We start from the raw sequence: 25517 nt of genomic DNA, 5'->3' as shown, positions 1-25517 counted from the left end.
GCGCTCACGGCGCCTTGTAGACGAGCACCGGCCGGAGCCGGCGGACGACGCGCACGAGCGCGCGTTGCGCCCGCATGACCGCGCCGATGTCCTTGTAGGCCGAGGGCGCCTCCTCGCGGAGCCGGTCGGCGAGGCGATGATCGAACCACACGCCCTCGGCCTCCCGCAGCAGCTGCCGCGCGCCGATGCGGCGGCGCGCCTCGCCCCGCGGCAGCGCGCGCCCGGCGCCGTGCGCCGACGACCCGAGCGCGTCGGGGTGGCCGCGCCCCGCCACGTGGAAGCTCGGGCTCCCCATCGACCCGGGCACGACGCCCAGCTCGCCCTCGCGGAGCCCCATGGCGCCCTTGCGGTGCACCCAGAGCGCGCGCCCGCCGTGCTCCTCGCGCCGGACGTGGTTGTGATCGACCTCGATGCGCGACGGCGCGTCGACCTCGACGCCGAACAGCTCGGCGAAGAGCCCCGCGGCCTCGGCCGCCATCCGGGCGCGGCTCGCCCGCGCGTAGCTCGCGGCCCACGCCGCGTCGGCGAGGTACGCGCGCCCGGCCTCGCTGTCGGCCTCGAGGAAGCGGACCCCCGAGGGATCGCGCGCCGCGAGCGCCTCGTGGTGCTCCCGGATCGCCGGCCCCATGGCGCGCGAGCCGCTGTGCAGGAGCAGCCACAGCGCGCCCTCCTCGTCGCGCTGCACCTCCAGGAAATGGTTTCCCCGGCCGAGCGTGCCGAGCTCCATGCGGCCCTCGCGGCGCTTCATCGCCTCGAGCCGCGGCGCGCCGAGCCGCGCCTCGGCGAGGTCGTCCGGCAGCGGCGGGGCGCCGGCGGCCGGGTGCAGGACGTGCGGGACGCGGCGGCAGAGCCCCGAGAGGAGCCGCGCCGCGCGGTCGCGATCCGCGAGCAGATCGGCGCCCGCGCGGAGCCGCAGCGCGACCATGCCGCACCCGATGTCGCCGCCGACCGCCGCCGGCAGGAGGCGGCGGGCCGTGGCGGTCACCGTGCCGACGCACACGTCGTCGGCCACGTGCGCGTCGGGCATCACCGCGACGTGCGCGACGTCCTCGGTGCGCGCGAGCCGCGCGAGCGAGGCGTCGAGCGCCGCGCCCGCGCCGTCCGGGAGCCACGCGGCGATGCGCGCGCTCACGGCTCCTCCTCCGGCGGCTGCACCTGGAAGGCGAGCGTCGGCGCGCGCTTGCGCGTGATCGCCCCCGCCACCTCCGCGCGCACGTAGCCGGCCACCCGCGCAAGCCGCACCGCCGCCACCTCCGGCGGCGTGCCCGGCCCGACCTGCACGACCACCGCGAGCCGGCTCGCGTCGGGCGCCGGCTCCACCTGCATCACCCAGACGTCCTGGAGGACGTCATCGCGGAGCGCGGCGAGCGCGTCGCTCACCGCCTCCTGCACCTGACGGCAGAGCTGGCGCTCCTTGCGCTGGGCCTGCCGCGCCGCCGTCCCACCGAACAACGAACCTGCATCCACGACGGAGCGCGCGCGTTCGCGGCTCCGCGATCGATCTTTGCTCATGCCATGCTCCCGAGGGCGCGGCGACGCACACACGCGTCTGCCGCGCGGTTTCCAGCGACACGCGAGATGAGCTCGGGGATGTGAGCCTCGCTGGCGCGCTCAGCGGCGCGCCAGAGCGAGGCTCGTCGATGCAATCGGGTGCATGGCGGGCCTCCTTCGCTGCGAAGGGTGCACGAGCGAGGGCAGGCGCGCAAGGCGCGCCGCAGCCGCGCTCCCGCGGGCCGCGCGCGCCTGCCGCTCCGGCGCTCGGCGCCGCGCGTGGAGAGGTCCGGCCATCCCTGGCCGGACCTCTCGCGGGCGGAGCTACATGGCCTGGCGATGCGCCGGCGCGGCAGGCGCGCCGCGGCCGCGCTCCCGCGGGCCGCGCGCGCCTGCCGCTCCGGCGCTCGGCGCCGCGCGTGGAGAGGTCCGGCCATCCCTGGCCGGACCTCTCGCGGGCGGAGCTACATGGCCTGGCGATGCGCCGGCGCGGCGCACTGGCGCTCGACGACCTTCGCGGCGTAGCGGAGCGCCCGGCGCGTGATCGCCGTCATGAGCGGCGAGGTCAGCGCGTCCCAGAAGAACAGCTGCCGCCGCGTCCGCGTGTCGGTCGCGCGGATCCGCACCTCGTACGAGAGCATCGTCCGGCGCTGGCCGTGGGGCGTCACGGCGTAGCTGGCCGCCACCTTCACGTACCCGGGGCAGTCGAACGCCTTGAACTCGGCGGCGGACCGCCTCACGTACAGGCTCTGCGCGTTCATCAGGCGCGCGATCGCGCCGACGACGATCTCGGAGCCCTCCTGCTCGGCGAGCTTGATCTGGCCGTAGTCCTCGACGTTCTGGAGCGACACGCGCGCGGGCGCCGGCAGCGGCGCCAGCCGGAGCCTGCGCCGGGCGCGCCGCGCCTCGGCCACGCGGAGCGCGAGGGCCGCGCGCAGGAGCAGAGAGTGGCTCCTCGCGAAGTCCACCCGCTTCAGCGCGGCGTACGTCGCCTCCGGCGTCGCCATCACGACGATTTGCTCGTTCACGACGATGTCGGCCACCGGCAGGAAAGACTCGATGAGCGTCGGGCATGCGGCGGAGCGCTGCTGTCCCTCGAACGAGCTCTCCGTGATGGCATGTCCCTCCCCCTGCCGGCGTTCACCCTGTTCTGTTGAGATGTTCTGCATGGCGAGCTACCCCCTGCGAGGATCCATTGGGATAGCCTCGACGGATCGCCAGAAGGCGTCTCCCGATGACGGGCGCTCGGAGCACGCGAGATGGCCGAAATACGGCGAGAGCGCTCGAGGCCACAGCGGGAATCACGGCAAGCGTCTGTGCTCTCGATGAAAGAGAGAAAGCCGCCAAGACACACAGGGCGCCAGGAGAGCTCAGAAGCTTTTCTTCTCTTGGCGCCCTTGGCGTCTTGGGGGTTCGTCTTCTCGTCCGATTCTCGTCCGATTCTCGTCCGAGCGCCGCTCCGGGGCGGCGCCGGCGCTCAGCCCCTCGAGCGCCGGGAGGACTCCGCCATGCGGTGGGCGATGCGGAACGCCATCTCGAGCGACTGGCGGTAGTTCAGCCTCGGATCGCACAGGCTCGCATAGCGCCGATCGAGGTCGGACTCCGTGAGCCCCGCCCCGATGCACTCGGTCACGTCGTCGCCCGTGAGCTCGAAGTGGACGCCGCCGAGGTGGGACCCGAGCGCCTCGTGCACCTCGAAGCTCGCCTCGATCTCGGCGAGGATGTCCTCGAAATTCCGTGTCTTGATCCCGCCGGACGTCGTCTGCGTGTTGCCGTGCATCGGGTCGGACATCCAGAGGACCTTGCGCCCCGCCGCGCGCACCGCCTCGATGAGCGGCGGGAGCCCCTCGCGCACCCGGCCCGAGCCCATGCGCACGATGAGCACGATCTTGCCCAGCTCGTCCGCCGGGTTGAGCCGGTCGAGGAGGCGGATCAGCTCGCCGGGGACCGTCTTCGGGCCGAGCTTGATGCCCACCGGGTTCGCCACCCCGCTGAAGAACTCGACGTGCGCGCCGTCGGGCTGCCGCGTGCGCTCGCCGATCCAGGGCAGGTGGGTCGTCAGGTCGTAGTAGCCGGGGCGGCGCGCGACCTTCCGCGTCTGCGCCGACTCGTAATGCAGGTTGAGCCCCTCGTGGCTCGTGAAGAACTCGACCCGCGACAGCTCCCCGACCGGCACCTCGGCGAGCGCCTCCATGAACCGGAGGGCCTCCCCGACCTGCTCGGTCATCCGCTGGTAGCGCTCGCGCAGCTCGCCGGGCAGGTCCGCCCGCTCGAGGAAGCTCAGATCCCAGTACTCCGGGTGATGCAGATCGGCGAAGCCGCCCTCCGACAGGGATCGGATGAAATTCAGGGTGAGCGCCGCGTGCTGGTATCCCGCCACCATCAGGGCCGGATCCGGGCGCCGGGCGGCGGCCTCGAAGGGCGCGCGGTTGATGAGATCCCCGAAATAGCTCGGCAAGCTCACGCCGTCGCGCGTCTCGATCGGGCTGGAGCGCGGCTTGGCGTACTGCCCGGCGAAGCGCCCGAGGCGCACGACCGGCCGGCGGGCGCCGTGCACCAGCACGAGCGACATCTGCAGCAGGATCTTCAGCTTGTTGGTGACGATGTTCGGGCGGCAGTCGTCGAGCGTCTCCGCGCAGTCGCCCCCTTGCAGCACGAACCTCCGGCCGAGCTGCGCCTGGGCCAGGTGGCCTTTGAGCCGCTCGACCTCCCACGAGGTCACGAGCGGCGGCAGCGCCCGGAGCTTCTCGACGGCCGCGTCGACGGCCGCGGCGTCGTCATACGGCATGGCCGCCGCGTTGGGACGTTCACGCCATGAATCTGGCGACCAGGATTGAGCAGGAACGTACATGAGTTGAGCCCTGATATGGCAAGGCTCCCACCCGCGCAACCCTCGGTCAACGCGATCGGCGCGCGCGGGCGATCACCGGCTCTCCGGCGCGTCGGCCGCCCCGGGCGATGGCCCGACGCGCGCCTCGATCGCCTGGATGGCCGCCTTGATCTCCTTCGCGATCGAGGCGCACGGCGCCGCGCAGCGGCTCATCCCCAGGAAGCCGCACCCCTTGCTCTTGCTGGAGACGAGCGGCGTGAGCACGTCGATCGCGCGCCGATCGCCGTCGGCCGCCGCGCGCCCCAGGAGCGCCTGCCGCGCCTTGCAGGAGGGGGCGACGCGGAGCTCGTGCGCGACGCGCAGCGCGGGCGTCGCCCGCGCGAGGACCACGGCCTCGGCGAGCCGCTTCGCGGCGCGCTCCTTCAGCGCAGCGCTGCCGATCGAGAGGTCGTAGAGGAGATCGGCCCCCTGGCTCCCCATGCCGGTCGCCATCAGGTCGAGCGCGGCCGACGCGGCCTCGGGAGGGCCGCCGGCGGCGCTCGAGACGACGCGCTTCACGTCGTCGTCCGCCGCCGCCCCCGGATCGAGCTCCAGGAGCCGCTTCGCCGCCGCGAGCGCGGCGGCGTGGTACGGGGGCGGGAGCGCGTGGCGCTGCATGAGCGCCCGGAAGATCGACGGATCCTTGGGGTAGCGCGCGGCGAGCGCCTCGAGCTGGAGCACGCCGCCCGCGGTCGCGGCGGCGAGCTCGTCGGCGGGGACCGCGTCGCTCGGCCGCGGGGCCACCGGGCGCCGGGGCGCGGAGCCCGCGGGCCCCGCGCGCTCGGCGCTCACGGCAGCCTCGATCCGGGCGAGCGAGCCGTCGTCGCGCAGCAGGGCGGCGCCGAGCACGACGGCCACGACGGCGGCCGCGCCGGCGACCATCCAGCGCGCCGCGGCGGGCGCCCGCGCGAGCAGGGCGGCGCGGCCGGCCGAGGCGCCGCCGCCCGCGGTGAGGACGGTGGTCGCCCCGGGGAGCGACCCCGGTCGATCAGGGGGGCTGCCCTGGCTGGCGCTGGTCCCGGAGGCCTGCGGCGGCATGCCCCGCTCCCCTAACACAGGCGCTGGCTGCGGCCCATGGGCGGCGTCGCCCGGCCTGGCCGCGGGCTCATCGCCGCTCGGCTCGCCACTGGAACAGCGCGGCCGCGAGCGCGGCGGCCACGCTGATCAGGAAGAGCAGCGCGTCCCAGAGCGGCCATGCGATGCCGACGGCGCGCTGCAGGAACACGGCCTCGAGCAGCCGCACGAGCAGCGACGCCACCCCGTAGGCCACGAGGGCGAGCACGACGGGCGTCGTGAGCCGCGGCGCGAGCGCGCTCAGCCTCGCGTCGTCCCGCCAGATGTGGCGGAAGACATAGAAGCCGCCGAGCAGCCCGACGCCGAACAGGGCGCACAGGACCCCGAGCGTGAGCAGCGTGGCGCCCTGGCCCGACAGCGCGGCGCTGTCGCTCTGCGCCGCGCGCGCGAGGCCGGTGAGGCAGCTGACGAGGCCCGCGCCGAGCCACCCGAGGCCGAGGCTCGCCGAGAGGAAGACCATCTGCCGCGTCAGGTACGCCTCGGAGGCGGCCGACCCGGGCAGGCCGAAGGTGTGCGAGAGCGCGTAGGGCCTGCCGAGCGCCACGGACGGGCGCCCGAGCGACGCGCGCGCGCTGGGCGGCTGCGCGGGCAGGGGCGCCTCCTCGAACGGCGCGAGCGCGCTCGCGAGCTCGGCCATCGAGGCGTAGCGGCCCTCCTTCTCCTTCGCCATGGCGCGCTGGACGATGAGCTCCAGCTCCGGCGGGATCTCCGGGTTCACCGTGCGCAGCGCCGGCGGCTCCTCGGTCATGACGGCGAGCAGCATCGCCGTCGGATCGCTGCGCTCGAAGGGGCGCTGCCCGGTGAGCGCGTGGTAGAGGACCGCGCCGACCGCGTAGATGTCGGCCCGCGCGTCGATCTCGTCCCCCTTGGCCTGCTCCGGGGCCATGTAGGCCGGCGTTCCGAGCACCATGCCAGTCCGCGTGAGCGCGGACGGCGCGGAGGTCTTCGAGATGCCGAAATCGAGGACCTTGACCGTGGGGCACGCCGGGTCGCCCGTGAGGAAGATGTTCTCCGGCTTGATGTCCCGGTGCACGACGCCCGCGGCGTGCGCGGCCGCGATGCCGTCGCAGACCTCGCGGGCGATCCGCACCGCCGTGCCGACCGGCAGGCGGCCCCCGGACGCCGCGAGGAGCTCGCCGAGCCCCTGGCCGTCCAGGTACTCGGCGATGATGCACGGCCGGCCGTCGCTCAGCCGGTTCACGTCGAAGATCTCGACGATGTGCGGGTTCCGGACCGACGCCGCCGCCTCGGCCTCGCGCTGGAACCGCGCGAGGATGGTGGGCTGCTGGGCGAGCTCGGGGTGGAGCGTCTTCAGGGCGAAGCGCTTGCCCGGGATGCGGGTGTGGTGCGTCTCGTAGACGCGGCCCATGCCGCCTTCTCCGAGGAGGCGGACGATGCGGTACGCCCCGGCCACCGTGGTGCCGACCAGCGGATCCGCCTCGACCGGAGGCTCGCCCGGCGCGCCCGCCTCGGGCGGAGGCGGTGGACGGACCGTATCGGCGGTCGCGTAGTGCGCCGCCGCTGCGGGTCCCATGGGGACGTTGTGCGGCCGGACCGTCACCGGGGCCACGTCGTGCGCCGCCGCGCTCCCCCCCGGGGGAGGAGGCGGACGGACCGTCTCCGCGGTCGTCGACGGGGCTGCCGCTGCCGCGGCCTGGGCCTGCGCGGCACGGACGGCGGCCAGAGCGGCCTGCCGCTCCGTGTCGCTCATGACGCGGGTGGGGCCCTCGCCCTCCTCGGGCGGGGACGGGGGCGCGCCGCCAGCAGCGCGGGACGCGGGTACGGCAGGGCTGCCCGAGCGACCGGGCGAAAAGCTCGAATCCGACACGCTCAGGGCCTCGCTCCCATGGATCCGGGTCGATCCTCGCCGGAGGCGGGGACCGACGATTCGTCGCCAACGCGCGGGCGAACACCGCGAGGCGACGCTACCACGGATCGCGCCGCGCGGGGCGCCGACCTGCCGAACCGCGATCGGTACGCGATGTCGAGGCGTTCGCGCGGCCGGTCCGGTTATCGCCGCACGGTGGTCGGATGGTCAGCCCGAGGGCTGTTCAACCGGGGCCGGCTTCTGCTTGGCGGCCTTGCGCTGCTCCGCGTCGAGAAGGCCGATCCGCGCCTTCTGGCAGCGCTTCAGGCGCTTCTTCTTGAGCGGGGTGGCGAGCCATTCGTGACGCAGACGGACATTCCACTTGGGAGTATTGGCCATGATCGTAGGACTTTCTCTGCGAGGGGGGCGGAGACTACACAAACGTGCGGGAGCGTCAAGCTGTCAGTGTGGTCGTCCGCTTCGTATTTGTTGCGCTCGCCGCGCAGCGGCGAGGTTTCGCGCTCGCCGCGCAGCGGCGAGGTTTCGCGCTCGCCGCGCAGCGGCGAGGTTTCGCGCTCGCCGCGCAGCGGCGAGGTGGTGGCGACCGCGGGCGCGTCGGCAGCGCGCTCGCACATCGCGATCCGGTGCTGGAGACGGAGCCAGAGCGCGCCAGCGTCGGCCGCGGGGATGGTCGGGAACACGGCCGCGGCGCGGAGCAAGGACGCGGCCGCGGCGTGGAGGGGGCGCTCCGATGCGGTGAGGGCGCGCAGCGCGCTTCGGCGCTCGGACGACTGGCGCGCGACCGCGGCGCGGAAGTCCTCGCGGGCGAGGCGCAGGCGGGAGCGGACCGTGTTCTCCTTGAGCTCGAGCTCGCGGGCGATGTCCGCGACCGCGACGCCGAGCAGCTCGTACATCACGAGGATCACGCGCCGCTCGGGCGCGACCTTCCGGAGCAGCGCCGTCACGATCTCGACGCGGTCGTCGCTCGCGAGCGATTGCTCCGGCGACGGCGTCGGATCGCGCCCGTCGAACGGCCAGGACGCGCCGGCCCCGGACGGGATCTCGCGACGACGGTGAGCGCGCGCGTGATAGTGGCTCATCTTCCGCCACGCGATGCCGAACAGCCATCGCTGCAGCGCCGCCTCGGGCGTGATGCGCAACGGCGGCGGCCCGTCCGTGGGGAGCCCGGTGGAGGGCGCGCCGTGGTAACGCCACGGCTCGTAGCCGGGCAGGGCTCGGTGGGCCGCGAGGAAGATCTCCTGGAGCATGTCGTCGAGATCGTTCGTCTCGACGCCGAGCCAGCGGAGCGCGCGGTGCAGGAACGGCAGGCCCACGGCATAGACCGTCTCGAACGACGGGCGCGCCGGCGGGGGAGGCGGCGAGGACGACGTCATCCGGCCCCCCGCACCTGCGGGAAATCCGCGCCTGTGTAGGTGGGGTAGGGGCGGGGCGCCGGCCGGCCGGCGGGCGGATCGGGCGCCGGGAGCGGGCGCTGCCAGCGCTCGAGCGGCTCGAGCTCGACGAGCATGTCCAGGGAGGTCCGGAGAGAGAGGCGGAAGTCCTCGTCCTCGGCCGCTCGAGCGCCGTGGAAGGCGACGTAGAAGAGCACCGTGCCGAGCTGCGTCACCCGCGGATCCCCCCGGCGCTGCAGGAAGCGATCGGCGAGATCGCACAGGGCATGAAACAGGCGGCCTCCCGGGCGACGACTCCCGGGACCGCACACCTCGAGGGTGGCGCGCCGGCGGGCGCGCCGGGCCATGTTCTGCGTGGAAGGCGCGCGCGACAGCGCCTTCGGACGGCTCCGATTCGGCATGTTCCTGTCCACCGTAAGCTTGAGGTTGAGGACGAACGCGCGCTGCGCGCATCCATCTCCCTGGATTACGGAGAGCGCCTGGAGATGATTTCGTCCTGCGCCGTCGCGCGCCTGCGACGCGGTGACGAGGCGACGGCGGCGCGATGGACCGAGCGGCGTCCGCCCGGCGAGGCGTCAGTCCGGCACGGGCGTGAGCTGCACTTGAAGATGGAGCGGCGGGTCGCCGCTCTTCGCCTCGACGAGGCGATCCCAGGCGAAGTAGCCGGCCTTCTCCACGGTGATGCGGTGCGCGCCGGGCGGCAGCGCGACGCCGCGGGCGGCGACGTAGGCGAGCGCGCCGATGTACTGGTCGTCGATCGTGACCGACGCGTCGGGCACGTTCCCCTTCATCCGCAGCGAGACCGTGGCCGGGGTCCGCGCGACGCACGACGAGAGCCCGAGAAGGAGGAGCGCCAGCGCGGCGCGGGGCCGCCTCGCGTTGCCGCCGGCCATCGTCACTCCCACTCGATGGTCGAGGGGGGCTTCGACGACACGTCGAGCACCACGCGGTTCACGCCGCGCACCTCGTTGATGATGCGCGAGCTCACCCGCGCGACGAGGTCGTAAGGCAGCCGCGCCCAGTCGGCGGTCATGCCGTCGGTCGAGTGCACCGCGCGGAGCGCGATCGCCTCGTCGTAGGTGCGCTCGTCGCCCATCACGCCCACCGAGCGGACCGGGAGGAGCACGCAGAAGCTCTGCCAGAGCGACTCGTAGAGCCCGGCGGCGCGGATCTCCTGGTCGAAGATCGCGTCGGCCTCCCTGAGCACGCGGAGCTTCTCCGGCGTCACCTCGCCGAGGCACCGCACCGCGAGCCCCGGGCCGGGGAACGGCTGGCGGTAGAGGATCTCCCGCGGCATGCCGAGCGCCTCGCCGGCGGCGCGCACCTCGTCCTTGAAGAGCTCCCGCAGCGGCTCGATGAGGCCGAGGTTCATCCGCTCGGGCAGGCCGCCGACGTTGTGGTGGCTCTTGATGACGGCGCTCGGCCCCTTGAACGAGACGCTCTCGATCACGTCGGGGTAGAGCGTGCCCTGGACGAGCCACTTCGCGCCCTCGACGCGCTTCGCCTCCTCCTCGAACACCTCGATGAAGAGGCGGCCGATCACCTTGCGCTTCTGCTCGGGATCCACGACGCCGCGCAGCCCCTCGAGGAAGCGCGCCGACGCGTCGACCGCGTCGAGGTTCATGTGGAAGTGGCCGCGGAACGTCCGCTCGACGGCCTCGGCCTCGCCCTCGCGCAGGAGGCCGTTGTCGACGAAGATGCACGTCAGTCGGTCGCCGAGGGCGCGCTGGCAGAGGACCGCGGCGACCGAGGAGTCGACGCCGCCCGAGAGGCCCAGGATGACGCGGTCGTGCGGGCCGGCCTTCTCGCGGACCGCGGCGATCGCCTCCTCCACGAACGACGCGGGCGTCCACGTCGGGGAGAGGCCGGCGACGTCGAAGAGGAACGCCTGGAGGATCTCCTTGCCGCGCGGGGTGTGGACGACCTCGGGGTGGAACTGCAGGCCGTAGAGCTTGTCGCGCTCGCGGGCGACGGCGCAGAGCGGGCTGCCGGCCGTGGTGCCGAGCGCGACGAACCCCTCCGGCATCGCCGTGAGGCGATCGCCGTGGCTCATCCAGACGTCGATGGAGTCGCCCTCGGCGAAGCGGGAGAAGATGCCGGTCGGGCGATCGATCCGCACGGTGGCGGGGCCGTACTCGCCCCCCGTCTGCGCGCGCTCGACCTTGCCGCCGAGGTGGTGCGCCATGAGCTGGAGGCCGTAGCAGATGCCCAGCGTCGGGACGCCGAGCTCCAGCACCTCGCGGGAGCAGTGCGGCGCGTTGTCCCCGTACACGCTGGCGGGGCCGCCGGAGAGGATGAGCGCGCGCGGGGCGAGCCGGCGCAGCTCGGCGATCGGCACGTCGAAGCGGTGGATCTCGCAATAGACGCCCGACTCGCGCACGCGCCGGGCGATGAGCTGCGTGTATTGAGAGCCGAAATCGAGGATGACGACGAAGTCCCGACGGGGTGAGAGCATGGCTGCCGCTAGCATGGCGGGGCTGGATCCGCCAGCGTCGGACGGGCCGGGGCGCAGGCGAGGCGCTCGCCGCGCGGGCGTCACGGCTGCGCGGGCGTCACGGCCGCGCTGGTGTCACGGCCGCGCTGGTGTCACGGCTGCGTCGTCGGCGGCGGCGGCGTGGGGGCCGGCGGCGCGCCCGTCGGCGGCGCGCCCGGCGACGGGGCGAGCAGCGGCGCGCCCGGCGTCGGCGCCGGCTCGTCCGGCGAGGCCGGCGCCGCGGGCGCGTCGCCCGGGCCACCGTCGTACGCGCGCGGGCGCTCGTACTCGGGCGGCGGACCGGCCGGGAGCGGCTTCGGGGAGGAAGAGGAGCACGCCGCGGCGAGGAGCGCGGCGAGGGCCGCGGCGACCGCGGCGACCTGAGAGGCGTGGCGAGGGCGTGTCATAGCTCGACTCCGCTGCCGCTCCCCCCGGCGTTCCCGGAAGGAACGGGATGCGGCGGCAACTCGGGAGGACCGAACGGATCGGGCGGTATCTGGAGCTCCTCGGGATCGGCGAACGGCGAGGAGGGGACGGAGGGCGCCGGCGGCGCCTCGAGCGGCGCCCCGCGCGCGTTCGGCGCCGCGCGGGGGATGCCCGTGCTCGGCGGGGCGGGCGCGTCCTCGGCGGCGTCCGCGCCCCCGCACGCCGCGGGCGCGAGCGCCGCGAGGAGCGCTCCCGCGAGGAGCGCCGCCCGCCGCGCAGGGCGGGCCGGGCGGGAGCGGGGTGCGAAGGACGCCTGGCTCGAGCTTCGGAGATCGCCGGACACGGCCGGTACGCTAGCACGGAGGCGCAGGAGAACGGTTGGCCCGCGCAGGGAGGCGAGCTAGGTTCCCGCTGTGGAACAGAGCAACGTCGATCTCGAGGGCACGCTGCGCGCCCTCTGCCTGCGCGCCCGGGCGGCCGCCCGGGCCCTCGCCCCCCTGGACCGGGCCCAGAAGGACCGCGCGCTGCGCGCCATCGCCGAGCGGCTGCGCGCCGAGGCCGGCGAGGGCAAGCGCTCCGCCGTGCTGGCCGCGAACGCCGAGGACGTGGCCGCGGCGCGCGCCGCGGGCGTCTCCGAGGCGCTCGTCGACCGGCTCGTGCTCGACGAGGCGCGGCTCGCGTCGATCGCCGGCGCGGTGCTCGAGGTCGCCGCCGCGGGCGACCCGGTCGGGCAGGTCGTCGGGATGGAGCGGCGGCCGAACGGGCTCCTCGTCGGGCAGGTGCGCGTCCCGCTCGGCGTGATCGCGATGATCTACGAGTCGCGCCCCAACGTGACGGTCGACGCCGCGGTGCTCTGCCTGAAGAGCGGCAACGCCGCGATCCTCCGCGGCGGCAAGGAGGCGGCGCGCTCGAACGCGGCGCTCGGCGCGCTGCTCTCGGACGCGGTGCGCTCGGTCGGGCTCCCGGCGGACGCGGTGCAGATCGTCCCCTCGCTCGACCGCGAGGCCACGCGCCTCCTGCTCGGCATGACCGGCCTCATCGATCTGGCCATCCCGCGCGGCGGCGAGGGGCTCATCCGGTTCGTGGCCGAGAACGCGCGCGTCCCCGTGATCCAGCACTACAAGGGCGTGAACCACCTCTACGCCGACGCGGGGTGCGACGTCGACATGGCCCTCCGCCTCGTCGACAACGGCAAGCTCCAGCGCCCCGGCGTCTGCAACGCGCTCGAGTGCCTGCTCGTGCACGAGAGCGTCGCCGCCCCGCTGCTCGCGCGCGTCGCCGCCCTCGCCGAGCGCGGGCTCGAGCTGCGCGGCGACGAGGCCACCTGCGCGCTCGTGCCGTCGGCGCGCAGGGCCTCGGAGGACGACTACGGCCGGGAGTTCCTCGCGCCCATCCTCGCGGTGCGGGTCGTGAAGTCGCTCGACGAGGCGCTCGAGCACATCGGCCGCTACGGGTCGCTGCACACCGAGGTCATCTGCACGCCGCGCTACGATCACGCGCAGCGGTTCGTGCGCGAGGTCGACGCGAGCTGCGTGCTCGTGAACGCGTCGCCCCGGTTCAACGACGGCGGCGAGCTCGGCCTCGGCGCCGAGATCGGCATCTCCACGACGAAGCTCCACGCCTACGGCCCGATGGGGCTCGCGAGCCTGACGGCGCTCAAGTGGATCGCATACGGCGAGGGCCAGACCCGCTGACGCGGGCGAGACGAGGGGCGCCCGGCGACCTCTGGGGCGCAAGAGAAAGCGAGAGAACGTTGGCGACGAAGAAGGACGCAGGCGGAGGGAGCAGCAAGCCGCGGGCGAAGTCGGGATCGAAGGCGGGCGACAGCGCGGAGCCCCGCATTCCGGCGCGGAAGAAGGCGAGCACGGCCAAGGCGGGCGCGGCCGGGCGGGCGTCGTCCGCGGCGAAGCCGAAGCGGCCGGCGTCGCCGCGGATCCGGGCCTCGCACGCGGGCGTCGGCGAGGCCGGCGCGAAGAAGACGGCGCGCCGCGCGCTCGGCGGGGGCGACGCGGTCGAGCCGCTGGACCGCCCGGAGCGGCCGATCCCGGCGGATCGTCCGGCGGCGCGGGCGCGGCGTCCGGCGCGGGACGAGGGCGACGCGCCGCGGCCTGCGCGGGGCGGCGGCGAGGGCTCGGCCAAGGCGATGCTGCCGCTCGCGGGGCGGTCGCCGGCGCGGAGCAAGTCGCCGCTCGCCGGCCCGAAGCGCGCCGCCGCGCGGCGGAGCGCGCCGCCGCCGGCGCCCGAGCCGTCGGCGTCGGCGCGCGAGCTCGCGCTGGCGCTGGCGGCGGCCGGGCTCGACAAGAAGGCGATCGGCGTCGAGATCCTCGAGGTCGTGGGGCGCGTCGACTACGCGGACTACCTCGTGATCATGACCGGCCGCTCCGACCGGCACGTCCACGCGATCGCGACGGGCCTGGAGGAGGCGGTGCGCAAGCAGAAGCTCGCGCCGCTGTCGATGGAGGGCCTCGCCGCGGCGACGTGGGTGCTGATCGATTTCGGCGACGTGGTGGTGCACGTGTTCCAGGAGGAGACGCGCCGCCTGTACGACATCGAGGGGCTCTGGATCGACGCGGGCCGCGTCCCGGTCCCCGCGGAGGCCCCGCCGCCCGGGGCGCAGCCCGCCCCGCGGTTCGATCCGAGCTGAGCGCCCGTGCGCCTCATCGTCGTCGCCGTCGGGCGCGTGAAGGACAAGCCGCTGCGCGCGGCGATCGACGAGTACCTCGGCCGCGTCCGCCGCTACGTCGCGTGCGACGAGATCGAGATCCCGGACGGCCCGCCGGCGAAGGTCGGGCCGCTGCTCGCGCGCGCGTCGGCGGGGGCCAGCGTCATCGCCATGGAGGTGAACGGCAAGCCGCTCGGCAGCGAGGCGTTCGCGGCCGGCGTCGAGCGGTGGGGCTCGCGCGGCAAGGGGGTGGTCGCGTTCCTGATCGGCGGGGCGGACGGGCTGCCGGCCGACGTGTCCGCCGCGGCCGACGATCGGTGGAGCCTGTCGTCGCTCACGTTCCCGCACCGCCTCGCCCGGCTCGTGCTGGTCGAGCAGCTCTACCGCTCGATGACGCTGCTGCGCGGCGAGCCGTACGCGCACTGACGCGCGCCCGGTCCACCGGGCCGGTCACTCCTTGGGCCAGTCGGGGCACGCGAGGTCCATCGGGCCGTTGAACCACCATGCATAGGCGGCCTCGTCGGCCTTCTTGCACTCGCCGAACGTCTTCGCGAAGTACTCGCCCCAGTGGGGCGTCCGGCCGTCGACGTCGGTGAAGCCGTACTCCCTGGCGAGATCCCACGAGCTGAAGACGCGGCCGGACTTCGCCGCGACGTTCGGATCGGCGGCGAGCGCCGCGATGGCGCGGCCCACGTAGAACGGGGTCTCCGACTCGATGAAGTGCGGGTCCTTGGCGGTCGCGTCCCGCCAGTTCTCCTCGGTCACGCCGAAGCCGTCGAGCATCGCCTCCGAGCGCAGGAAGCCGGGGGTGATCGCGAGCGCCGTCATGGCGGGGTGGCGGCGCAGCTCCCAGGCCATGGCGAAGGCGAGGCGGATGACCGACATCTTCGCGAGGTCGTAGAAGAGGTTGCCCCGGTAGCCGAAGCTGTCGCCGTCGGTGACCTCGACGATGAGGCCGCGGTCGCACTCGAGCATGAGCGGCGCCGCGTGGCGGCTCGTGATGATGTGCGAGGTGACGGCCCGATCGAGCAGGAGCTTCCCCTTGGCCAGGGAGAGCTTCCAGAACGGCTGGCCGAACTCGGTGAGCTCGTCGCCGCCCCAGACGTCGTTGACCAGGACGTCGAGCCGCCCTTGCTCGCGCCGGATCCGGGCGCAGAGCGCCTCGACCTGCTCCTCGACGGTGTGGTCGACCTGCGCGGCGACGCCGCGCCCTCCGGCCGCGCTCACGCGCTCGGCGGTCTCCTCGATGGTCTCGGGGCGCTGCCCCGTGGCGGGCCGGCCGCGGACGCTGCGGCCGGTGCAGTAGACCGTCGCGCCGGCCTCGCCGAGCGAGCACGCGATGGCGCGCCCCGCGCCGCGCGTGGCGCCGGCCACGAGGGCGACCTGTCCTTCAAGCGGTCTCATACGCTGTCTCCTCCTTGAGCGCCGGAGCGCGCGGCGGCGCCGGGCGGGTGCGCGCGGCGCTGCGGCTCCGGTCGTCCGGAGACGCTACCGGACGATTCCTGACACCTTCTGTCATGAATTGCGCGTAGGCTGATCGCCGGGTCGGACGGGAGTCGGACGGGAGCGGCGCCGCCCGGGAGCCGCGGAGGGTCAGTCATGCGCGCGGATCGGCTGCTCAGCTTGCTCTTGCTCCTCCAGCAGGCGAAGAGCCGGCAGCTGACGGCCGAGGACCTCGCGCGCCGCCTGCAGGTCTCGGCGCGGACGATCTACCGGGACCTCGACGCGCTGTCGTCCGCGGGCGTGCCCGTCTACGCGAACCGCGGCCCGAACGGCGGGATCGCGCTGCTGGAGGGGTGGCAGACGAGCCTGACGGGGCTGACGCAGGCCGAGGTGCAGGCGCTCTCCGCGGTCGCGGCGCCGGGCGCCCTCGCGGACATCGGGTTGTCGGCGGCGCTGCAGAGCGGGCTCATCAAGCTGTCGGCGGCGCTGCCGGTGGTGCAGCGGTCGATGGCGGAGCACGCGCGGCAGCGGCTCCACGTCGATTCGTCGGGGTGGTTCCAGGGGAGGGACGTGGTGCCGCACCTCGACGTCCTGCGGGAGGGGGTCTGGCAGGATCGCAAGGTGTGGCTCGCGTACCGGGACTTCGACGGGGTGGCGAGCGAGCGGGTGGTGGATCCGTACGGGCTCGTGATCAAGGCCGATCGCTGGTACCTCGTGGCCGGGACGACGGAGCGGGGGCCGAGCGTGTTCCGGGGGGCACGGGTCGAGGGGGCGCGGCTCCTCGACGAGGGGTTCGCGCGGCCGGAGGGGTTCGACCTGCCTTCGTGCTGGAAGGCGTGGTGCGAGCGGTTCGCGGAGCGCCGGGCGAGCTACGTGGCGACCTTGCGCGTGACCGAGGAGGGGGAGGCGGCGCTCCGGCGGATCCGGCCGAGCGGCGAGCACGAGCGGTGGGGGCAGGGGAAGCGCGGGCGCGACGGGACCAGGACCGTGACGGTCGACTTCGAGCGGGAGTCGATCGCGGTCTCGCAGATCGTGGGGCTGGGCCGGGGCGTCGAGGCGCTCGATCCGGCGGCGCTGCGGGCGCGGCTCGAGGCGATCGCGGCGGACCTCCGCGCGGTGTACGGGCCGCGCCGGGCGGCGCGGGCGCGCGCGAGCGCCGGGGCGGCGGCGCCGCCGCGGAGGCGGGGAGGCAGGAAGGCCGCGAGGTAGATGCGCGCGGAGTCGGCTCGCGCGCGGGAGGGGGATGCGGGGGGCGAGGAGGGGTCAGCTCACGGGATGCCGGCGGAGAGGGTCGAGGGACGCGGCGCCGGCGCGAGGGCATGACGGGGAGAGCGTCTCACGGAGAGCTCGCGGTCCGACGCGGCTCACTCCGCGTCGGGACACGAATAGCCGATCTCCCAGCCCTGGACTTGAACGCCGCCCGCGCCGTCGCTCGTCGGATTGAGCTTCACCTGCAGCTCCAGGTAGTCCGCCTGCGCCGCCGGTGGCCCACCGAGCGCGCCGGCGAGCTCGACCGCGCACGGCGGCGTCGAGGTCTCGTCGCACACCTGGGTGTCGGCGGGCGTGGCGTGGGCGGTCGCGGCGAGCGTCACTGTCGCGGCGTCGAGGTCGGCGGGGTCGTCGGCCGCGCGCACGAAGAGCTCGACGCTCGAGTCCTCCGGGGTGACGGTCCGGTACGTGAGGTACTCCCACCGGGCCTTGGTCCCCGGCGGGCAGACGCCGTGGTAGCGCTCCCAGCTCGTGGTGATGGGCGTGAGGGCCTCGGCCGCGCACGGGACGACCGCGCGGACCTTGCCCGGGCCGTCGCGGAGGGCGGTGCACGTCTGCGGGCAGAGCTTGACGCTCGTGTTCGTCGCGTCGGCGAAGTACCAGCCCTGGCCGCAGCTGGCGAGGTCGGCCCGGGGCGTGAGCACGGTCTCGGTGCCGGCGCTGTTCACGTGGACGACCGACACCGAGGCGGGATCCGCGACGCCGGCGAGCGGGACCGCCACGTCGCAGGGGAGCGTTTCGCCGCGGATCGAGACGAGCGCGTCGCGGAGGGTCGTCGCCAGCCCCGTGCCGGCGGTGAGGTTGAACGCCCGCCCGCCGCCGCGCGTCGCGATGAGGTTGATGATCTCCGCGTTCGAGTTGCCGAAGCCTACCGCGTGCACGCGGACGCCGTGGTTCTCGAAGGCATTGCGCGCGAGGTCGGCGATGTGGCTCGGGACGGTGTCGCAGTTCGACGGGACGCCGTCGGTCACGAGCACGACCGCGACCTCCTCCTCGGGGTGGGCGTTCTTGTAGTTGATCGCCCAGGTCGTGGCGCCGTTCAGCGCCGGGTACATGGGCGTATCGCCGCCAGTGCCGGGGCTGGGCATGTAAAGCGCGTTGTAGAGCGCGAGCTCCTGCTGATCCATGGGCGCGGGGTCCGCGCTCAGCCTCCGGGCCGCCGTGCCATCGAAGGGGACGATCGGCCGGTCGCAGTCCCTGACGGCGTCGGCCGGGCAGCTGCCGGCGATGTCGCTGCACGGGCCGGGGTTGTTGTGCGGCCAGAACCGGAGCGCGACGCCGAGCCCCGCCGACGCCGGATCCTCGAAGAACGCCCTGAGGGCGGCACGCGCCGGGTTCCATCGGGAGGCGCTCACGTTGCTTCCCCCGGAGGTCACCATCGATTCGGACCGATCGAGCGCCACGAACAGGGTGGCCGGCCTGATCATCGAGACGCTGGCCGTGGCGATGCAGCCCGGCGACTCGCACATGGCCGACTGATAGATGCTCCCGTTGTTGGCGCACTGGCACTCGGCGATCTGCCCCGGGCCTGGCGGGTTGACGATGAGCTCCATGCCATCGGCGATGCCCGTGCAGCCGGCCACGCTGATGCACTCGCCCGGGGCGATCGGCTGCGCGGTCGTGCAGGCGAGGGTCCCGCCGGTCGGGCTGCAGGAGCTCAGCACGCGGCTCGGGGCCGAGGAGGGGAGCTGGCCCGCGCCCGCGGGATAGCGGTGAATCGCGATGCCCGCGGGCGCCGGCGTGTTGCCGCGGTTGCAGACCGGGATCGTCCCGCCGCAGGGCACGCCGACCGTGAGATCCACGCCGATGCACGCGGGGTTCGTCTGGTTCGGCAGGTAGGGCTTGCAGAGGCCCTGTTGCACGCCTGGCTCGGTGCCGCACGCGGCGCCGCACTCCTGCTCGGCCAGGGCGACGCACGTCGCGTCCCACGAGTTGGTCGGCGTGGTGCACGTCTTGGGGGCGCACCGGGTCGCGACGAGGCCCCTGCACGAGGTGCCCCAGGCCGGCACGCACGCGCCGTCGGTGAGCGTGGTCGGCGTGGGGCAAATCATGCTGGTGGGCCGACTGCACCTGCCGCCGGCTATCAAGGTGCTGCCCGCTCCGATGAGCGCCGCGCAGTCCGCCGAGCTCGTGGGGTGGATCTCGCAGCAGAGCGGGTTTGTCGCGCAGATGTTTTGGATGCACGGATCGCCGCAGGTCGTGGTCATGTTTGTCGCGGTGCCGGTCTGGCAGGCGTCATGTCCACAGTCGGCCGGTATCGTCGGCTGGGTACAGCAGCTCGGCCGAGCGTCGCAGACCTTCGCGACGCAGCCGCTGCAGGTCGTCAGGAGGGGGCCGCCGGTCGCGCACGGGCTGTGGGCGCACGCGCCCTGCGCGGGGTGCTCGCAATATTGATCGAACTGGCAATCCTCGCTGGTCGTGCAGGGCTCGTGCGTGCCCTGCCGCGCGACGGTCTCGGGCAGCTCGTTGATGTCCCCGACCGACCATGCGTACGTCGGGCCGCTCCCTTCGAGGTCGACGGGGCTCCCGCCCGGCGGCCCCTCGAACGACTGGCCGCCGCAGGCGGGGCACGAGCCGCCGCAGTCGACGCCCTTCTCGCTTCCGTTCTGGATCCCGTCGTCGCACGTGACATAGCAGAGCTCGAGCTTCGGCCGCTCCTCGACGACCGACTTCTCGCTGCTGCGGAAATCGGTCCGCTGGACCGGGTCTTCCTCGAGGAGGACGCCGTGATTCGCGGCCTCGCCGCTCGCCCACGCCCGCGCGAGCTCGGTGACGTCGGACGAGCGGAAGCCGGAGCCGCCGCCGGAGGTGAACGAAGCGGCGATCGCCGGATCGAACGCCTCGCCGAAGCTCGCCCAGGTCACGGCGGCCTCCTCCCAGGCGCTCGTGGCGCGGTGGACGCGGACCGTGCTGTCCATCGTCTTGTACGTCTGCGACAGCGACAGGCTCGCCGACACGACCTCGGCGCCCGGGGGCAGGCCGGAGAGATCGAACCGGAGCAGGCTGCGCCGGAGCCCGCCGCCCGCGCTCGTCCCCGTGCTGAGCGTCACGCTCGCGCCATCGTTCCAGCTGGGCGAGCTTTGCCAGAGCACGGCGTCGGCCACGCCCGCCGGCCCGGCGCCGCGCTGGATCGTGGTGCACACCTGTCCTTCGGTCGACAGCGCGAGCGCGGCGTGGTCGACGCCCTCGTCGCTGGCGCCGCCGGGATCGGCGCTACAGCCGGCCGCGAGCGCGCTCGTCACACCGGCGCATAACGTCGTGAAAATCTTTCTTTTATTTCTCATAGACAGAGATTCCCCCTGAAACGCTTCGTGGTGAGCCGCGCCGAGCCCCGCCGGATGCGAGGCCGGCGTCCTGGAGCCTCGCCGTCACGAGCGCTGGTACGACGCGAGCGCGCGGCGTGAATCGCTGAAGAGGTTCAAGACAAATATCCGCTCATCGTCGCGCGGCGCCTTCAGGCATGTCAAGGCCTCGAAGGAGGAGATCCCGTGTCCTGTACGTGGGGGCGGGGGCTCGCGTCGCACCTCGCGCTGCAGCACCGACGGGCGCCGGACTGAAAAGGAATTCAGGTGGGGGCCGCCGACAGGCTCCCGGTTGAAGAAGAATTCGGGTGCGGGGCTGTCGGCAGGCTCCCGGTTGAAAAAGAATTCAGGTGCGGGGCTGTCGGCAGGCTCCCGGTTGAAAAAGAATTCAGGTGCGGGGCTGTCGGCAGGCTCCCGGTTGAAAAAGAATTCAGGTGCGGGGCTGTCGGCAGGCTCCCGGTTGAAAAAGAATTCAGGTGCGGGGCTGTCGGCAGGCTCCCGGTTGAAAAAGAATTCAGATCGAGGCTGCCGGCAGGCTCCGACCTCGGTCCCGCTTGACAACCGGCTCTCCTCCGGCGCTACCGTGCGATCCTCATCATGGCGAGGAGGCACGCGTCGATCACGTCGGCAGCACCGTCTACGCGGCGTCCGGTCGCGCGGCGTCCGGTCGCGCGGCCGGACGTCGCCGCCGCGCGCGGCGGCCGCGCAGCTGCCGCGGGGGCACGATCCCGGTGACCCCCGACGCGCAAGCCGACGCTCTCGCGCGATGCCTCTGGCCGGAGCTGTCGCCGAGGTACGCGAGCGCCCTCCGCGCGGCGGTCGGCTTCGTGCTCGAGCGGTTCGAGCCCCTGGCCATCGTGGCGGCCGGATCGATCGTCCGCGGCCACGGGGATCGGTCGAGCGATCTCGATCTCTTCGTGATCCACCGCGCCCCGTACAAGCAGCGGTTGCAGCGCTGGTTCGGGGAGGACGTCCCCGTGGAGATCTTCGTGAACCCGCCCGCGGCCGTCCGCGAGTACTGGGCCGCCGAGCACCAGGGCGCACGGCCGTCCGCCGCCCACATGATCGCCACGGGCTTTCCGGTCCTCGGGTCTCCGCTCCTCGACGAGCTCCGGGCGGAGGCCGCCGCGTGGCTGGCGAAGCGCTCTGAGCTCACGCCGGAGCAGGACGCGTGGGAGCGGTACAGCGCGGCGACGCTCCTCGAAGACGCCGTCGACGTCGCCGAGCGCGACCCGGTCATGGCCACCGCCCTGCTCGCCGAGGCCGTGCTGGCGATGCTCCGGTACCACCTCCGGGCGCGCAACGGCGTCCTGCCCCGCACCAAGGAGCTCTTCGCCGAGCTCGATCGCAGCGACCCGGACGTCGCCCGGTCCGCGCGCCGGTTCTTCGAGGCCGCCGCCCTGGAAGACCGGACGAGCGCCGCCCACGCGATCGCCGACGCGTGCATCGGCGCGCGGGGGTTCTTTCCCTGGGAGTCCGAGCGGATCCCCGTGGCGGCGCCCGGCGGCGACGCCGGCCCGGGCCCCGGCTGAAGCGGGTGCGCTGCGCAGGCGCCGAGCTCCGGCGCGCCGGCGGAGCTCACCCCCGCGAGATCCGGCCATCGGCAGGGCTCGGGCCGCTCGCGACCTCCGCCGGACAGCGCTCAATCCAGGGGGGATGTCGCCGTCCTGCCACTTGGCTGCGTCGGAGGTGAAGCGCTCTTCCCGGTTCAGAGAATCCCGCGGCGCGGCGTGAATCTCTTCAGATTCACGGTCCCTCGCGCCATTGTCCCGGAGGTCCGCTTTCTCTGCCGCGGAGTCGCCGGCGCGAGCGTCCTTTGGATTCATCATCGGTTTGGGCGTGAAGAAGAGAGAGCGTCGCGCTCGGCGAGATACGCCTGCTATGTCCGGCACGAGATGCTCGATCCCCGAGCGGGCGCGCGAGGCGATCGAGGTGGAGGCCGCCGACGCCGCGATCCTGGAGGTGCGCATGGAGATCGAGGAGGACCTCGGGGAGGCCGTCTACGAGGCCGACATCCGGCGAGGCCGGCGGACCTACGCGTTGAGGAACGACGGGCGCGGCACGCTGATCGCGCGCGACATCACGATGGATATGCTCCCGCCGGGGGCTTACTGGGCCTTGCCCTCGCGGCCCGAGGCGGCTGGATCGTGGAGCTCGACGAGGAGCTGCACGACGGCAAGCTCTCCTATGAAGCGAACATCGTGATCGGGGGTGTGGAGTTCGAAATCTCGGTGGACGCCTACGGCAACGTCGTCGAGGTGAATTACCCGTAGGCTCGGGTGCCAGAGACCCCGCCAGCCCCTCGCCGGCCGCCTGAGCTCTGCTCCCCCGCGGGACGAGGCGGAGCACGCTCGGGCCCGAAGTGTGGCTCAGGGATCGAACGCGGCGATGAAGATGTCCGTCGCGCCGGCGGAGACGAGCGGGCCGCCGCCGAGATCGGCCGTGCCGGTCAGCTGGCCTGTCACCGCGATCCACCCGTCGCGGTGGATCGTCAGGTGGCGCGCGAAGGCGCCGGCGAAATCCTGACTCCAGAGCTCCGCCGCATCTGGATCGAGCTTCGTGAGGCGAAAGCCCTGGCCTGCCGCGCCCTCGGAGATCTCGACGATGTTGCCGCCCGGATCCAGGGCGAGGCGTTTGGCGTGGGGGGCGACCCTGCTCCACAGATGCTCGCCCGCGGGCGTCAGCTTGGCCACGAACGTCGACCCGGGGGGCAACGGTCCTCCTCCGAGGTCGATCGCCTCCGCGACATAGCCGGAGAAGAGGATGTTGTCCGACGCGTCGATCGCGACGCTGCTGGCGGAGCCGCCGCCCAGCACCGTGATGTCCTCGCCCTCGAAGATCTTGCTCCAGAGCAGGGCGCCGTCTCCGTCGTGCTTCTTCACCACGATGGCCTTGTCGCAGGGGCATCCGGAGCTGTAGCCGTCATGCCGCCAGGCGACCACGACGAGGTGGCCGGCGCTGTCGAACTCGACGCTCCCCTCGATCCCGTCGCCCAGGTCGTTCTGCGCCTCCCAGAGCTGGTTGCCTGACGGGTCGAGCACCTTGACGGCGCTGTTCCCCTCGGGGCTCGGGTGCCCGCTGCTGTGCAGCGAGCCGTACAGGATCGCGACGTTGCCTGCCGCGTCGACGGCGACATCGTACGTCTGGGGCTCCCATGCCACGTCGACAGGCGGATACCCCCTGCTCCAGAGGTGCTCGCCGTCTCCGTCGAGCTTCGCGACGAACAGGGGCTCGGTGTTCTCGATGAAGCTCAGAGCAGGGGCGTGAGGCAGCTGGCCGCCGCCGAGGTCGAGGGTCGCCGGGGGCGTGTCCGAGAAGCTGGGATCCCTCGCGACGTAGGAGCCGGTCAGGAGGACATCGCCGGCGGCGTCGACGGCCACGGCGCCTCCGCGCTCATCGGTGTCGGTTCCGAATCGCTTGCTCCAGATCACGTTGCCGAGCCGATCGAGCTTGACGAGGAAGATGTCCTCGCCGCCCGCGCTCACGAGCGGACCCGCCCCGAAGTCGACGGTCCCGGTGAACCACCCCGCGACGTACAGGTTGCCTGACGCGTCCACGGCGACGCCGTAGCCCGCGTCGTTCCCCGCGGCGCCGAACCGCGCGGACCAGCGCGACGCGCCGGTCGTTTCGCCGTGGCCGCCTTCGCCGCCGTGGCCGCCTTCGCCGCCGCCGTGGCCGCCTTCGCCGCCGTGGCCGCCCTCGCCGCCGCCGCCCTCGCCGCGGCCGCCCTCGCCGCCGCCGCGGCCGCCTTCGCCGCCGCCGCCGTGGCCGCCTTCAGCGCCGCCGCCCTCGCCGCCGCCGTGGCCGCCTTCAGCGCCGCCGCCCTCGCCGCCGTCACCGCCCGAGGACACGCTGCTCACCGCATCGCCGCCGCCGGTCCCAGGCTCACCCCCGGAGCCGCCCGCGCCTGCCGATGGGTCACACGCGATGGCGAGGACCAGGACCGCTGAGGCAGCGCCTCTCGTGAGACGGGTCAGGCCGGAGGATGACCTCCGCAGTGCATCACGATGGCTCATGCCGGTTGGTTGCGCGCCGTGGGACAGGGATTCAACCCGTCGACCGCAGCCGGAACGCGCAGCTCCCGGAGGCGATCCGACCCAGGTTGCGCTCGCGACGGTCGCGGAGCTCGCGACGGGCGCGACCCGACCCACGTTGCGACGCGGTCGCTGCGGGCCGAGGAGCTGCCCGCAGTCGACGCCGCCCCCCGGGGTCCTGCGGCGCGTCATCGCGAGCCGGCGCGGACCCTGGGTCGCCACGGCGAGGGCGGCGACGGCGCTGGTCGTCACGCGTGCTCGAGCACCACGCCCTCGATGACGTTGGCGACGTCCTCGCAGCGATCGCTGGCGTTCTCGAGCTGATCGTAGATGTCACGCCATTTCAGCACGAGCAGCGGGTCGTTGCCCTGCTTGAAGAGCGCCGCCAGGGCCACGCGGTAGTGCGCGTCGGCGTCGTTCTCATGGCGGTTGATCTCGACGCAGAGCTCGAGCAGCCGGGCGCCGTCCTTCACGTCCCGGAGCGAGCTCGTGGCCGTGCTCATGGCGTCGCAGGCGGCCACGAGCGACTCCGCGAGGCCGCGCGCCTCCGGCGTCGCACTCTGGATCTCGAAGAGGACGATTCGCTCGCTGGCGGCCTCGATGAAGTCGAGCACGTCGTCGAGCCGGGTGATCAGCGCGTGGATCTCCTCCCGATCGAGCGGAGTGATCCAGGTCTTGTGCAGCGCGGCGAGGCAGCGATGCGTGATCCGGTCCCCCTCGTGCTCGATCTCCTTGATCTTCCTCGCGATGGCCGGGGCGTCCTCGATCCGGTCGAGCATCTCCAGGAGGAGCTTGCTGGCGGTGACGCTCTTCTGAGCGTGCTCGGCGAGGGCGTCGAAGAAGAGGGCGTCCTTCGTCAATCCCATGCCGTGTGATACCTCGGTGTCGCCGGGGGCGTCAATGCGCGCCAACGAGCCCAACACCTCGTCAATCCATGAAAACAATGGCGGTCGCCTCCGCCTCTCGCGAGGCCCGCCGCCGGGGCCACGATCAAGCGCGCTGAAGACGGAACGCGCCTCGTCCACTCTGGAAAGTATTATCGAGTGTCACGAGCGCGAGCTCCCGACGCCGGAGCGGCGCGTCCCGGCGGCGGCCTCGCGCGAGCCGGCCGCATGGCGGCAGGTGCGCTCCTTCGGGAGCGCCTCGTTGGAGAGGTGGTAATCCGGCGGGGCGCCCTTGCGCCACGCCACGCCCTCGGCGCGGGCGACCACGGCGTCCGGTTCTCGAGCGTCAGCGCCTTCGGCCGAAATGGCCC

General features: G+C 73.5%; 24 protein-coding genes. 6 read left to right on the top strand and 18 right to left on the bottom strand.

Features of this window, described 5'->3' with window-relative positions:
- Nucleotides 1-4: 4 nt before the first annotated feature.
- The 12 genes from WMF20_RS21245 to WMF20_RS21190 form a co-directional block, all read right to left on the bottom strand.
- Nucleotides 5-1132, bottom strand: a complete 1128-nt coding sequence (locus WMF20_RS21245) for an RtcB family protein (RefSeq protein ID WP_437616306.1) — start codon at nucleotides 1130-1132, stop codon at nucleotides 5-7.
- A complete protein-coding gene (locus WMF20_RS21240; protein WP_437616304.1) occupies nucleotides 1129-1452 on the bottom strand; it encodes a ribosome-binding factor A in 324 nt (107 codons plus the stop codon). The genes WMF20_RS21245 and WMF20_RS21240 overlap by 4 nt, the downstream gene beginning before the upstream one ends.
- Before the next feature lie 503 nt (nucleotides 1453-1955).
- Nucleotides 1956-2660, bottom strand: coding sequence for a hypothetical protein (locus WMF20_RS21235; protein ID WP_437616302.1), 705 nt, complete (start codon nucleotides 2658-2660; stop codon nucleotides 1956-1958).
- Nucleotides 2661-2968: 308 nt separating this feature from the next.
- Nucleotides 2969-4342: a 3-deoxy-7-phosphoheptulonate synthase class II gene (locus tag WMF20_RS21230; protein WP_437616300.1), complete on the bottom strand. Its 1374-nt coding sequence runs from the start codon at nucleotides 4340-4342 to the stop codon at nucleotides 2969-2971.
- A gap of 72 nt (nucleotides 4343-4414) precedes the next feature.
- The gene (locus WMF20_RS21225; RefSeq protein ID WP_437616298.1) at nucleotides 4415-5398 is read right to left on the bottom strand and encodes a hypothetical protein; all 984 of its coding nucleotides are present in this window, start codon (nucleotides 5396-5398) and stop codon (nucleotides 4415-4417) included.
- 67 nt (nucleotides 5399-5465) lie between these two features.
- Nucleotides 5466-7145 (bottom strand): serine/threonine-protein kinase, encoded by a 1680-nt coding sequence (locus WMF20_RS21220; protein ID WP_437616296.1) that lies wholly within the window; start codon nucleotides 7143-7145, stop codon nucleotides 5466-5468.
- Between the two features lie 419 nt (nucleotides 7146-7564).
- Nucleotides 7565-8635: a sigma factor-like helix-turn-helix DNA-binding protein gene (locus tag WMF20_RS21215; protein ID WP_437616294.1), complete on the bottom strand. Its 1071-nt coding sequence runs from the start codon at nucleotides 8633-8635 to the stop codon at nucleotides 7565-7567.
- A complete protein-coding gene (locus WMF20_RS21210; RefSeq protein ID WP_437616292.1) occupies nucleotides 8632-9054 on the bottom strand; it encodes a hypothetical protein in 423 nt (140 codons plus the stop codon). Before WMF20_RS21210 ends, WMF20_RS21215 begins: the two co-directional genes overlap by 4 nt.
- A 174-nt stretch (nucleotides 9055-9228) precedes the next feature.
- Nucleotides 9229-9546: a PEGA domain-containing protein gene (locus WMF20_RS21205; RefSeq protein WP_129576083.1), complete on the bottom strand. Its 318-nt coding sequence runs from the start codon at nucleotides 9544-9546 to the stop codon at nucleotides 9229-9231.
- Nucleotides 9547-9548: 2 nt separating this feature from the next.
- The gene (gene guaA / locus WMF20_RS21200; RefSeq protein WP_129576082.1) at nucleotides 9549-11123 is read right to left on the bottom strand and encodes a glutamine-hydrolyzing GMP synthase; all 1575 of its coding nucleotides are present in this window, start codon (nucleotides 11121-11123) and stop codon (nucleotides 9549-9551) included.
- A 116-nt stretch (nucleotides 11124-11239) separates the two neighbouring features.
- Nucleotides 11240-11533, bottom strand: a complete 294-nt coding sequence (locus tag WMF20_RS21195) for a hypothetical protein (RefSeq protein ID WP_437616289.1) — start codon at nucleotides 11531-11533, stop codon at nucleotides 11240-11242.
- A complete protein-coding gene (locus WMF20_RS21190; RefSeq protein ID WP_272829014.1) occupies nucleotides 11530-11895 on the bottom strand; it encodes a hypothetical protein in 366 nt (121 codons plus the stop codon). Before WMF20_RS21190 ends, WMF20_RS21195 begins: the two co-directional genes overlap by 4 nt.
- Before the next feature lie 70 nt (nucleotides 11896-11965).
- On the opposite strand from WMF20_RS21190, the gene WMF20_RS21185 reads away from it, so the two are divergent.
- From WMF20_RS21185 to WMF20_RS21175, 3 genes are read left to right on the top strand one after another with little or no spacing between them, the layout of a single operon-like run.
- On the top strand, nucleotides 11966-13246 hold the full coding sequence (locus WMF20_RS21185) for a glutamate-5-semialdehyde dehydrogenase (RefSeq protein WP_129576080.1): 1281 nt from the start codon (nucleotides 11966-11968) through the stop codon (nucleotides 13244-13246).
- Nucleotides 13247-13305: 59 nt separating this feature from the next.
- Nucleotides 13306-14196, top strand: coding sequence for a ribosome silencing factor (rsfS, locus tag WMF20_RS21180; RefSeq protein WP_437616287.1), 891 nt, complete (start codon nucleotides 13306-13308; stop codon nucleotides 14194-14196).
- A 6-nt stretch (nucleotides 14197-14202) separates the two neighbouring features.
- Nucleotides 14203-14640 carry a 23S rRNA (pseudouridine(1915)-N(3))-methyltransferase RlmH gene (locus WMF20_RS21175; protein ID WP_437616285.1) on the top strand — a complete coding sequence of 146 codons (438 nt, stop codon included), beginning with the start codon at nucleotides 14203-14205 and terminating at the stop codon, nucleotides 14638-14640.
- Nucleotides 14641-14664: 24 nt separating this feature from the next.
- On the opposite strand, the gene WMF20_RS21170 is transcribed toward WMF20_RS21175, so the two are convergent.
- Entirely contained in the window at nucleotides 14665-15618 is a 954-nt protein-coding gene (locus WMF20_RS21170; RefSeq protein ID WP_437616283.1) for an SDR family oxidoreductase, read from the bottom strand.
- Between the two features lie 195 nt (nucleotides 15619-15813).
- Here WMF20_RS21170 and WMF20_RS21165 point away from each other — a divergent pair, with 195 nt between their 5' ends.
- Nucleotides 15814-16866, top strand: a complete 1053-nt coding sequence (locus WMF20_RS21165) for a helix-turn-helix transcriptional regulator (RefSeq protein ID WP_437616281.1) — start codon at nucleotides 15814-15816, stop codon at nucleotides 16864-16866.
- A 155-nt stretch (nucleotides 16867-17021) separates the two neighbouring features.
- Here the strand turns inward: WMF20_RS21165 and WMF20_RS21160 are convergent, their stop codons facing one another.
- Entirely contained in the window at nucleotides 17022-20168 is a 3147-nt protein-coding gene (locus tag WMF20_RS21160) for a DNRLRE domain-containing protein (protein ID WP_437616279.1), read from the bottom strand.
- Nucleotides 20169-20294: 126 nt separating this feature from the next.
- A complete protein-coding gene (locus tag WMF20_RS21155) occupies nucleotides 20295-20789 on the bottom strand; it encodes a hypothetical protein (RefSeq protein WP_437616277.1) in 495 nt (164 codons plus the stop codon).
- A 170-nt stretch (nucleotides 20790-20959) separates the two neighbouring features.
- Here WMF20_RS21155 and WMF20_RS21150 point away from each other — a divergent pair, with 170 nt between their 5' ends.
- Both WMF20_RS21150 and WMF20_RS21145 read left to right on the top strand, forming a co-directional pair.
- Nucleotides 20960-21760: a nucleotidyltransferase domain-containing protein gene (locus WMF20_RS21150; protein ID WP_207217927.1), complete on the top strand. Its 801-nt coding sequence runs from the start codon at nucleotides 20960-20962 to the stop codon at nucleotides 21758-21760.
- A 349-nt stretch (nucleotides 21761-22109) separates the two neighbouring features.
- Entirely contained in the window at nucleotides 22110-22433 is a 324-nt protein-coding gene (locus WMF20_RS21145) for a hypothetical protein (protein ID WP_437616275.1), read from the top strand.
- A 164-nt stretch (nucleotides 22434-22597) separates the two neighbouring features.
- Here the strand turns inward: WMF20_RS21145 and WMF20_RS21140 are convergent, their stop codons facing one another.
- The 3 genes from WMF20_RS21140 to WMF20_RS21130 all read right to left on the bottom strand — a co-directional run bounded on the left by WMF20_RS21140 (nucleotide 22598) and on the right by WMF20_RS21130 (nucleotide 25473).
- On the bottom strand, nucleotides 22598-24088 hold the full coding sequence (locus WMF20_RS21140) for an SBBP repeat-containing protein (protein WP_437616273.1): 1491 nt from the start codon (nucleotides 24086-24088) through the stop codon (nucleotides 22598-22600).
- A gap of 422 nt (nucleotides 24089-24510) precedes the next feature.
- Entirely contained in the window at nucleotides 24511-25128 is a 618-nt protein-coding gene (locus WMF20_RS21135; RefSeq protein ID WP_437616271.1) for a DUF47 domain-containing protein, read from the bottom strand.
- A gap of 180 nt (nucleotides 25129-25308) precedes the next feature.
- Nucleotides 25309-25473 carry a hypothetical protein gene (locus tag WMF20_RS21130; protein ID WP_437616269.1) on the bottom strand — a complete coding sequence of 55 codons (165 nt, stop codon included), beginning with the start codon at nucleotides 25471-25473 and terminating at the stop codon, nucleotides 25309-25311.
- Between the last annotated feature and the right edge of the window lie 44 nt (nucleotides 25474-25517).

It is taken from the genome of Sorangium sp. So ce834 (assembly GCF_051521425.1).
GTDB lineage: Bacteria > Myxococcota_A > Polyangia > Polyangiales > Polyangiaceae > Sorangium > Sorangium cellulosum_D.
The sequence above is the reverse complement of the archived record's forward strand: the minus strand, read 5'-3'. Positions and strand labels throughout refer to the sequence as shown.